Source organism: uncultured Mailhella sp. (assembly GCF_905187505.1).
GTDB lineage: Bacteria > Desulfobacterota > Desulfovibrionia > Desulfovibrionales > Desulfovibrionaceae > Mailhella.
In genome coordinates this window covers 19,946-29,681 of sequence record NZ_CAJJIC010000020.1, presented here as the reverse complement: position 1 = coordinate 29,681, position 9,736 = coordinate 19,946, and the positions used below count along the sequence as shown (strand labels likewise).

8 protein-coding genes are annotated in these 9,736 nt (G+C 59.7%); 6 read left to right on the top strand and 2 right to left on the bottom strand.

Annotation, left to right across the window (positions count from 1 at the left end):
- Positions 1 to 661: 661 nt before the first annotated feature.
- The 6 genes from tssA (at position 662) to QZZ60_RS03710 (ending at position 8,627) form a co-directional block, all read left to right on the top strand.
- Positions 662 to 2,407 carry a type VI secretion system protein TssA gene (gene tssA, locus QZZ60_RS03735; RefSeq protein WP_295637984.1) on the top strand — a complete coding sequence of 582 codons (1,746 nt, stop codon included), beginning with the start codon at positions 662 to 664 and terminating at the stop codon, positions 2,405 to 2,407.
- 18 nt (positions 2,408 to 2,425) lie between these two features.
- Positions 2,426 to 2,911, top strand: a complete 486-nt coding sequence (gene tssB, locus QZZ60_RS03730) for a type VI secretion system contractile sheath small subunit (RefSeq protein ID WP_295637983.1) — start codon at positions 2,426 to 2,428, stop codon at positions 2,909 to 2,911.
- A 12-nt stretch (positions 2,912 to 2,923) separates the two neighbouring features.
- On the top strand, positions 2,924 to 4,393 hold the full coding sequence (gene tssC / locus QZZ60_RS03725; protein WP_295637980.1) for a type VI secretion system contractile sheath large subunit: 1,470 nt from the start codon (positions 2,924 to 2,926) through the stop codon (positions 4,391 to 4,393).
- Positions 4,394 to 4,439: 46 nt separating this feature from the next.
- Complete coding sequence (locus QZZ60_RS03720; RefSeq protein ID WP_295637978.1) at positions 4,440 to 4,919, top strand: Hcp family type VI secretion system effector; 480 nt, start codon at positions 4,440 to 4,442, stop codon at positions 4,917 to 4,919.
- Positions 4,920 to 5,007: 88 nt separating this feature from the next.
- Positions 5,008 to 7,683, top strand: coding sequence for a type VI secretion system ATPase TssH (tssH, locus tag QZZ60_RS03715; protein WP_295637976.1), 2,676 nt, complete (start codon positions 5,008 to 5,010; stop codon positions 7,681 to 7,683).
- Between the two features lie 176 nt (positions 7,684 to 7,859).
- Positions 7,860 to 8,627 carry a hypothetical protein gene (locus QZZ60_RS03710; protein ID WP_295637973.1) on the top strand — a complete coding sequence of 256 codons (768 nt, stop codon included), beginning with the start codon at positions 7,860 to 7,862 and terminating at the stop codon, positions 8,625 to 8,627.
- A gap of 89 nt (positions 8,628 to 8,716) precedes the next feature.
- Here QZZ60_RS03710 and tssE read toward each other — a convergent pair whose 3' ends face one another.
- The gene (gene tssE / locus QZZ60_RS03705; RefSeq protein ID WP_295637970.1) at positions 8,717 to 9,136 is read right to left on the bottom strand and encodes a type VI secretion system baseplate subunit TssE; all 420 of its coding nucleotides are present in this window, start codon (positions 9,134 to 9,136) and stop codon (positions 8,717 to 8,719) included.
- Positions 9,137 to 9,138: 2 nt separating this feature from the next.
- Complete coding sequence (locus QZZ60_RS03700; protein ID WP_295637967.1) at positions 9,139 to 9,729, bottom strand: hypothetical protein; 591 nt, start codon at positions 9,727 to 9,729, stop codon at positions 9,139 to 9,141.
- Positions 9,730 to 9,736 lie beyond the last annotated feature (7 nt).

Here is a 9,736-nt window from a genome sequence, read left to right as displayed (position 1 = left end):
CAGACCCTTATAGGGTCAAATCAAACCGCCCCTTGAAGGGGCGGTCCTGACTTGTGCGCTTTTTCAGACGGCGGAGGGGGAAGGCGCACACGGAAGGCTTTTCTGTGTCTCCGGGATTCTTTGGGGAAGGGGGGAGGCGTTCATCCCGGAAGCGGGAGATGATGTCGGCATGAAGGAGAATGGTCCGTCCGTGAGTCGGCTTTTGAACCATGTCTGCAGATACGGGGGGCAGGTCGTACAGAAAAGGAGGATTTTTTCCCCCCTGGCCTGTGCAGCATGGAAGCATAATGTTACCCTCTGCATCGCTGATTGAAAACGCGTTTCATGTGGCGTTTACAAGAAATGTAGAGATGTCGTATTAAATTAATGAATATTATTTTAATTTGTATTATTTATATGATATATTAATAGTATGGTCATTATTTTATCCGGTAATTGTTTTAATGGTGCTGTCATATGGGGGAATATTGGAAGGTTGCAGATGGTATATTAATGGCTTTTCATTATCCTTATTTGGGGCATTGTACGTCTTGCGATATTGGTACAAAATTTTCACTTGACCTGACTATTTGTCGAACCTATCTTATATGAGATAAGATTAAACAGATGTCGCTGCAGGAGAGAACGCTCTTCTGCTGAGTGAAGTATTGAGGGATGCATCATGGATGCCGCAGCATTGGGAAGCTCTCCCATTCCGGGGGAAAGTCCGGCGGGGTTTGACGCCAAGTTTGAACCCGAATACGAAGCCGTTCTTGCGGAAATCAACAAGCTGGGGTCCGCCACGCAGACCGAGCCCATTTCATGGGCGAAGGTGGAGGATCTGGCCGTAAGCATTTTGTCCGGCAAGTCCAAGGACATACTCATGGCCGCCTACCTTGGAGCAGCCCTGCAGAAAATGCACGGGCTCCAGGGGCTGTGCGACGCCATGAATCTTTTTTCGGCGCTGTTCACGTCATTCTGGGAAACGGCCTTTCCTCCTCTGAACCGTCTGCGCCGCCGCACGAACGCCTTTGAATGGTGGCATGAACGGGCGTATGCGGAGGTGCAGGCTCTGGACGATTCGCTTCCGCCTCTTTCCGACGCCTTTTTTCATGAGCTTCTCGATGCTCTGGACAAGCTGGATCAGCTTGCCGGGGAGCTCATGCCCGACGCGATGCCCCTGCGCGATCTGCGCGAAGCCATACGCCGCCTTCCCTCCCAGCCGCCGCAGTCCGCCCCGCAGCCGTCGTCTGCCGAAGACGGGCGGAGCGGGGAGAAGACCGCCGGAAACGAGCCGGTCAGGGAACCTTCGGCTGAGGAGAAGAGCGCTCCGGAGGCTGCGACCGCAGAGCCCGTGGAAGCGCCTTCGGCCGCCGGGCCCGCCGTTTCTTCTGAGTCGGCCGCTTTGCCTGAGAAGGACGTGAAGCCCGAGAATCCCGTCTCTTCTCCTGCCTCTTCTTCTGCCGAATCGACGCCGCAGCCCGCCCCTCGACAGGCGGCTTCTTCGGCATCGGAATCCGAGGACGCCAGGGCGGCGCGCAGGGCGTTCGTCGACGCTTCATGCCGCTATGCGTTTCTCGCGCACAAGGACTCCGCACAGGACCCGCAGCCCTGGCAGATTTTGAGGATAGCGCTGTGGGGAGGAGTGGCGGCTCTGCCGCTTGCCGAAAACGGTCAGACGTATCTGCCCGCGCCGGATGCCGTGCGCCTGGAGGCGCTGCACAATCTGCTGAACTCCGGCAAGCTGGTGGAAGCGGCGCTCGGGGCGGAGGATCTTTTTGCCTCTTCGCTGTTCTGTCTTGACGCTCAGGCGCTCATAGACGAGGCGCTGGAGAAGCTGGGAACGGACTTTGCTTCCGCAAGGGAGGTCGTCCGCGAGGAGACGCTGCGCTTCGTACGCCGTCTTGAAGGCGTGGAGACGCTCAGTTTTACGGATGGCACGCCTTTTGCATCGGAAAAGACAAGGGCATGGCTGCAGACGCTGTCACAGCGGGCGCCGTCGGGCGGTCAGGCGGCCGGCAACGGGGCTGTGCCTTCTTCCGGGGCGGCCGCCGTTTCGGATGACGCCGTTTTGGGAGTCATGGCCGAGGCGGAGAGGCTGTTCAATGACAACTTGGTTGTCGAAGCACTGGCAACGCTTGACCGGGCACAGGGAACATCGTTGGCAGTCAACATGGTGTTTCGGGTGGAACAGCTTCGCCTTCTGTGCAGGGCTGGAGAATCGGCGGTCGCCGTTGCGCTGGCAAGGGATCTTCTCGAGGAGAGCGACCGCAGAGAATTGGAAACTTGGGACAGAGCCCGCGCGGTGGAAGTGCTCACCGCCGTGCACGATGCCTTCGTGCTGGCGCGGGATGAAGAGGGGGCGAAGGCCGTTTACGGCCGGCTGTCCCGTCTGTGTCCTTCCGCAGCCGTCGGCTTGCGGCAATAATCATTAAGGAGTGCAGTCATGGCAAAAGAAGCCTCTATCGCTCCCAAGGAGCGTGTCAACATTGTTTACCGTCCCGCCACGGGGGACGCCCAGGAAGAAGTGGAGCTCCCTCTCAAGCTGATGGTGCTCGGCGACTTCACGCTGCGCGCCGATGACCGTATTCTTGAAGATCGCACGCCTGTGAGCATCGACAAGGACACGTTCAACGACGTGATGCGCAGTCAGGACCTCGGCATTACCGTGAACGTGCCCAACAAGCTCACGGATGAGCCGGATGCGCAGATGAGCGTGGATCTCAAGTTTGAGACCCTGAAGGATTTCGAGCCCGACGCCATTGTGCAGAAGGTGCCGGAGCTGGCCAAAATGATGGAACTGCGCGAGGCGCTCAAGGCGCTCAAGGGACCCCTGTCCAACGTGCCCGCCTTCCGCAAGAAGCTGCAGGAACTTGTGGGCGACGAGGCGGCCAGGGCCAAGGTGCTTCAGGAACTCGGCATTGAAAAGTAGGGAGGCTGAGAAATGAGTCAGACAGAACAGGAAAAGCAGCAGACGACGACGGAGGGTCTCAGCCTGCTTGATGAAATCGTCGAGGCCTCCAGACTGAAGCCCGCCGATGACGGCTATGCCCTGACCCGGGCCGGACTTCAGGCCTTCATCAAGGAACTTGCCGGAACGAAGGGGGAACAGAAGATTTCCGGTGCCCTGGTCGACGAAATGATTGCCGAACTCGATGCCAAACTTTCCGCACAGGTGAATGAGATCCTGCACAACGAGTCGTTCTCCCGTCTGGAATCCGCCTGGCGTTCCATGAAGTTCCTGGTGGACAACACGGATTTTCGTCAGAACATCAAGATTGAGTTCATCAACGTGTCCAAGTCCGATCTTCTCGACGACTTCGAGGATGCGCCGGAAGTGGTCAAGTCGGGGCTCTACAAGCACGTGTATACGGCGGAATACGGTCAGTTCGGCGGTCAGCCCGTGGGAGCCATCATTGCGAACTATGAATTCGGTCCCAAGCCGCAGGACATGCAGCTTCTGCAATATGTCGCCAGCGTGGCGTCCATGTCGCATGCGCCGTTCATCGCCGCGGCCGGCAAGGAATTCTTCGGCATCGACTCCTGGGATCAGCTTCCCAATCTCAAGGATCTGCATTCCGTGTTTGAAATGCCGCAGTATGCCAAGTGGCGTTCCTTCCGCGAGTCGGAAGATGCCCGCTACGTGGGCCTCACGCTGCCCAAGTTTCTGCTTCGTCTGCCGTACGGCGAGAACTCCGTGCCCGCAAAGAGCTTCAACTTCAAGGAGGAGGCTGTTCGCGACGATGAGTTCTGCTGGGGCAACACGGCCTTCTGCTTTGCTTCCCGCCTGACCGACAGTTTTGCCAAGTACCGCTGGTGCAGCAACATCATAGGACCGCAGGGCGGCGGAGCCGTGGAGAATCTGCCTCTCTATCAGTTCGAGAGCATGGGCCAGATGCAGACCAAGATTCCCACGCAGGTGCTCATTTCCGAACGCCGGGAATATGAACTGGCCGAGGAGGGCTTCATTGCCCTGACCATGCGCAAGGGCTCGGACAATGCGGCGTTCTTCTCCGCCAACTCCGTGCTCAAGCCCAAGACCTTCCCCAACACTCCCGAGGGGAAGGAAGCGGAAATGAACTTCAAGCTGTCCACCCAGCTTCCCTACATGATGATCATGAACCGCCTTGCCCACTACATCAAGGTGATTCAGAGAGAGAACATCGGCTCCTGGAAGGAACGTGTCAATCTCGAGCGGGAGCTCAACAAGTGGATCAGCCAGTACGTCACCGAGATGGACAACCCCGACCCCACGACCCGCAGCAAGCGTCCTCTGCGCATGGCGAAGATCACCGTGAGCGACGTGGAGGGCGATCCCGGCTGGTATTCGGTAAGTCTCATGGCGCGCCCGCACTTCAAGTACATGGGCGCAAGCTTCACCCTTTCGCTCGTCGGCAAGCTTGAAAAGCAATAGACGGGCAAATTCTCACTGTTTGACAGTTCAATAAAGGAGTTCAATCATGCCTCTTACTTCCTACATGTCCGTCAAGGGCAAGAATCAGGGCGACATCAAGGGCAGCTGTAAGCAGGGCGGCGACAAGACCGACAAGATCCTCGTCTACGCCGCCGAGCACTGCGTGGAAATTCCCAAGGACACCCATACCGGTCTGCCCACCGGACAGCGCATCCATCATCCCTACGTGGTGACCAAGGCCGTGGACGTGGCCTCTCCCAAGCTCTACAAGGCCTGCTGCACGGGCGAGCAGTGCGAGGTGACCATAGACTTCTACCGCATCAAGGAAGACGGTTCGGAAGACAAGTACTTCACGGTCAAGATGGAGGAAGCCATTGTGGTGGAAATGTCCCATCACACACCGCTCACCTTCCTGCCGGACAGCAAGCCGTATCAGGACATGGAGAAGGTGGCCTTCACCTATTCCAAGATCACCTGGACCTACAACGACGGCAACATTGAATACGTGGACGACTGGAACAAGTAGCCACGCACGATCAGAAAGGCGTCCGCCGGTCCGTTGACCTGAGGAACGGACCGGCGGATCTTTTTCATCCCGCAGACAGGAGATGCACATGACAGGTGTTGACATCAGGGCACTGCTGGAAAAATGCAACGACTTTTCAACGGCGGCGCTCAACGCCGCTGCGGGACAGGCGGTCAACCGCACCCACTATGAAGTCACCATCGAGCATTATCTGCTCGCATGCCTTGCCGATTCCCGCAGCGACATTCCTCTGGCGCTTGAGCGCTTCGGCGTAGATCCGGCTGTGGTCATCCGCGGCCTGAACGCCGTGCTGGACGATTTTCGTTCCGGCAATGCCGGGCGTCCGGTTTTTTCTCCCCTCCTCATAGAGCTCATGGAGTCCGCGTGGCTCATCAGCTCCGTGGACCTCGGACTGTCGCAGATACGTTCCGGGGCCATGCTTCTGGCCTTTCTGCGCAAGAGCGCCGTGTACGCGCAGGGCAGCTATACCGACGCGTTTTCCTCCATCAACAGGGAAGAGCTGCTGCGCGATTTCGGAAAGCTGGTGCAGGCTTCGTCGGAAACCACCATGTCCCTGCCGGAGGGCGGGGCGTCCGGCGGTCCTTCCGTGACCGGTCAGCCCGGAGAAAGCTTCCTTGCCAAATTCTGCGAGGATTTTACCGCCAAGGCCAAGGCGGGAAAAATCGATCCGGTGTTCGGGCGTGACGAAGAGATACGGCAGATGGTGGACATTCTGGCCCGCCGCCGCAAGAACAATCCCATACTGGTGGGCGAACCGGGCGTGGGCAAGACGGCCGTTCTGGAAGGACTCGCGCTGCGCATCGTGGAAGGCGACGTGCCCGAAGTCCTGAACGGCGTGACGCTGCTTTCGCTCGACCTGGGTCTGCTTGAGGCCGGAGCCGGCATGAAGGGCGAGTTTGAACGCCGTCTCAAGGGCGTGCTCGATGAGATCAAATCCAGCGAGAAGCCCATCATTCTTTTCATCGACGAGGCCCACATGCTGGTGGGTGCGGGCGGACAGGCAGGAGGTTCGGACGCCGCCAACCTCATGAAGCCCGCGCTGGCCCGCGGCGAGATACGGACCTGCGCTGCGACCACGTGGAAGGAATACAAGAAATATTTTGAAAAGGATCCCGCGCTGGCCCGCCGCTTCCAGCTCGTCAAGCTCGACGAGCCTTCCGTGGAAGTGACGGGGCTCATTCTGCGCGGCATACGCGACAGCTACGAGAAGGCTCACAGGGTGCTTGTGCGCGACGACGCGCTTGTTGCCGCCGCCAGTCTCGCGCACCGCTACATCACGGGCCGTTTTCTTCCCGACAAGGCCATAGACCTTCTGGACACGGCCTGCGCCCGAGTGAAGGTGAGCCTCTCCTCCAAGCCTGCGCCTCTGGAAGACAAGGAACGCGCCAGACAGGCGGCGGAGCGTGAACTTCGCGGTCTTCAGCGCGACGAACGCAACGGCGTGACCGTGGACGCCGGACGCGTGGCGGCTCTGGAAGAGCGCATTGCCGCGCTTCTGGCCGAGACGGAAGAGCTGGAAGCGGAATGGAAGGAGCAGAAGGATGCGGCCGAGCGCTACATTGCCTGCCGCACGGCCATGCTTGCCGCGGCCGACGCCGGAAACGATCAGAGCGCGTCTTCATGCGGAGAGGCGGATGCGGCGCCCGGAGAGCATTCCGATCCTGTGGCGGACTTTGAGGCGGCAAAGAGCCGTCTTGAGGAACTGCGCCGGAAGGGAAGTCTTCTGCACGTGGAAGTGACGCCGGACGTGGTGGCACAGGTCGTTTCCGACTGGACGGGCATACCTGTCGGCCGCATGGCGCAGGAGCAGGCCGTAGTGACCAAGGATCTGGATGTGCTGCTCGGTCGCCGCATCAAGGGACAGGACCTTGCGCTTCAGGCCATCACCCGCACGATTCAGGCTTCGGCCGCCGGACTTCGTTCTCCCGAGCAGCCTCTCGGCGTGTTCCTGCTTGTGGGGCCCTCGGGCGTGGGCAAGACGGAAACCGGTCTGGCGCTGGCCGAGCTTCTGTTCGGCGACAGGAGCAGCGTCGTTTCCGTGAACATGAGCGAGTTTCAGGAAAAGCACACGGTTTCGCGTCTCATCGGTTCTCCGCCAGGGTATGTCGGTTACGGCGAAGGCGGCATGCTCACCGAAGCCGTGCGTCGTCGTCCCTACTCCGTGGTGCTTCTCGACGAGGTGGAAAAGGCGCACATCGATGTGCTCAATCTTTTCTATCAGGTCTTCGACAAGGGCACGCTTACCGACGGCGAAGGCAAGGAAGTGAGCTTCAGAAACACCATCATCATGCTGACCTCCAACCTCGCGTCCGATCTCATTCAGGAAATGACCGGAAACGATGCCGAAGTCGACATGGACACCCTTGTCAACGTCATTCGTCCCGTGCTCTCGGAGCACTTCCGTCCGGCACTGCTTGCCCGCATGACCATCGTGCCCTACCGGAGCCTCGCAGGTTCCGCCATGCATCTCATTGCGGATCTCAAGCTCCGTTCGCTGGTAAAGCGTCTGCACGAAAACAACGGCATGAGCATGACCTATACGCCGGCCGTGGTCGACCAGATAGTGGCTCGGTGCTCCGAAACGGAAACGGGCGCGCGCAATATCGAATACATTCTGTCCGGCTCCGTGCTCCCGCGTCTTGCGCACAGCATTCTTGAGCACATGACGGAAGGCGGCATGCCCGGCAGTGTGGCCATGGACGTGGCCGAAGACGGCTCGTTCAGCATGACGTTCGGAAACTAGCGCGGTCGGAAGGCGCGCCGCGGCCGGGAACGAAGCCCGGCAACGGCGCGAGCTTCCGGAGGACCATCTGCCTCTGCACGCGTCCCTCATGGCAGAAAAAGGTCCTCGTCCCGTTCCATTGACAAAGGTTCCGGCGTGTCCGGCAGCGGGCGCAAAAGAAGGAAAGCGAGGTCGTCGTGAAGAAAAGAGTTCTGGTCAGTCTGCTGGAAAAAAATGAGGGCCTTGCCCGTGTGCTGTGTCAGGAACTGGCCCGGGCCGGGCTTGACGCTCAGGCGCACTTCTGGGACGCATCCCCGGAGAACATGGCATGGAGCCTGGCCGCAAGAGAACTGGCGTCATGCAGCGCATGGGTCATCGCCGGAGCGGATTTTGAAAACAGGAACGTGCGCAGGACGCTGTCTCTTGCCGCGCTCTGCGCACACGCTGAGTCCGGCAACGGCTTTCCCATCCTGATCTCTCCGTCGGGAGAAGCGCCCGAGCCGTCTTCTCTGCCCGATCCTCTGCGGGGAGCGGACGTGGTGAAGGCGGGACTCGGCGTCAAGGCCGCCGTGCAGGCGGGCACCTTCAAAAAGCTGATGCCGGAATATCGCCTGCGGCCTCATGCGCCTGCCGGGCTCGGCCTGTGGTTTGAAGTCGGTCCGGCCGCAGCCCCATGGAAAGGGGCGTTTCTTGCCGGAGGATCGGCGGATACGGACAAGGCCGTTCCCGATGTGCACGGCGTGGGCCGGGCCGGGGCCATTCCTTCAAAATGCACGCTCCGTTATCCCGTGGAGGGCGTCAGGCTCGAGGTTCGTCAGGTTTCCTGCGTGGGCTGGGGCGTCAAAAACGAACTGACGCCTGCCGATTCCTATTACGTGAGGCTGGGAGCCATTCCCGACGTCCTGGCCTTCGGGCCTTTCCCGGAGGCGGACGACGCCGAGCTTTATACCGTGAGTCTGATCTGACGGCGTGAAGAAAAAAGCAGACCGGAGAATCGAAATTTCTCCGGTCTGCTTTTTTAATGCGTCCGGTCTCATTTCCCCGTCAAGCGGCGTTACTGCGTCACGGTGACCTTGCCGAGAGGGTTCACTCTGGTCACGAAGTGGACGGGAAGCAGACCGCTGCTGCCGAACTTCAACTCGGCGTTCAGGGAAAAGGTCATCTGGAGAGGAGTGTTGGCGTCTGGGGTAAAGTGGACGGACACATGGCACAGCCTGGGTTCGCAGTGTTCGACGAAGGTCGCGATTTCCCGTTCCAGACGGGGAATGTCCTCGTTTGTGAAGTTCACGCCGGTGCTTGTGAAGTCGGGAATGCCGAAGGAGTCTCCGAGCACGGTGCTGCCCTGACGGGTGTTGAGGATCTTGGTGACGTAGTCGATGACGGACTCAAGCACGTCCTCGACGTCCACCGAGTCCCGCCCGTCCTTTTCATGCTGCATCTTCCGCAGGCGCTCAAGAAATCGCAGTCCCGCCATGGCTAGGACCCCGAGCTGAAGACGATGCGTATCTTTCCGGCCCGGGAGGAATATTCCACTTTGGCGGACAGGGGGGCATTGTTGTCTCTGGCTATGCCCGATATGCGCATCCATGTGGGGTGCGTGGCTATCTGAATGCGGTACAGACAGCTTTCCGCAATCTTCTGGTCAAGACTGACATGACTGCCCCAGGCTCCCTGAAGGTCCACGGACAGCGCGGGCACGTTGGTGGGGCGGTAGAGACTGAAGTCTCCGGGCGTGCCGTCGCAGGAGAGCGTAAGTTCCAGAGAGCCGTCGTCGAGCGTGCGCAGTTCCGGTCTGCTCAGCACGCCTTTGCCTGCCGTTTTTCCTTCGCTGAGGGGCAGCCACTCCTGCGGCGCCGGCTGAGGCTCGGCCGGGACCTGCGGCTCTGCGGCAGGTTCGGGTGCGGGCGCAGGCGCGGGCGTGCTGACCGCAGGCAGCACGGGCATGAGGACCGTATTCTCCACGCGGGTGAACAGGAAGGCCAGAAGATTGCCCGAAGAGGCGGAATTCGTGCTTCTTGCCACCACGATGCTTAAAATGACGACGAGAACAAGCCAGACAACCAGCATGCCTCGG

What these genes read in the sequence shown, in the direction of transcription:
- tssA (WP_295637984.1), top strand. Translation starts at nt 662, where the DNA reads ATGGATGCCGCAGCATTGGGAAGCTCTCCCATTCCGGGGGAAAGTCCG.
- tssC (WP_295637980.1), top strand. Translation starts at nt 2,924, where the DNA reads ATGAGTCAGACAGAACAGGAAAAGCAGCAGACGACGACGGAGGGTCTC.
- tssH (WP_295637976.1), top strand. Translation starts at nt 5,008, where the DNA reads ATGACAGGTGTTGACATCAGGGCACTGCTGGAAAAATGCAACGACTTT.
- tssE (WP_295637970.1), bottom strand. Translation starts at nt 9,136, where the DNA reads ATGGCGGGACTGCGATTTCTTGAGCGCCTGCGGAAGATGCAGCATGAA.
- QZZ60_RS03700 (WP_295637967.1), bottom strand. Translation starts at nt 9,729, where the DNA reads ATGCTGGTTGTCTGGCTTGTTCTCGTCGTCATTTTAAGCATCGTGGTG.
- tssB (WP_295637983.1), top strand. Translation starts at nt 2,426, where the DNA reads ATGGCAAAAGAAGCCTCTATCGCTCCCAAGGAGCGTGTCAACATTGTT.
- QZZ60_RS03720 (WP_295637978.1), top strand. Translation starts at nt 4,440, where the DNA reads ATGCCTCTTACTTCCTACATGTCCGTCAAGGGCAAGAATCAGGGCGAC.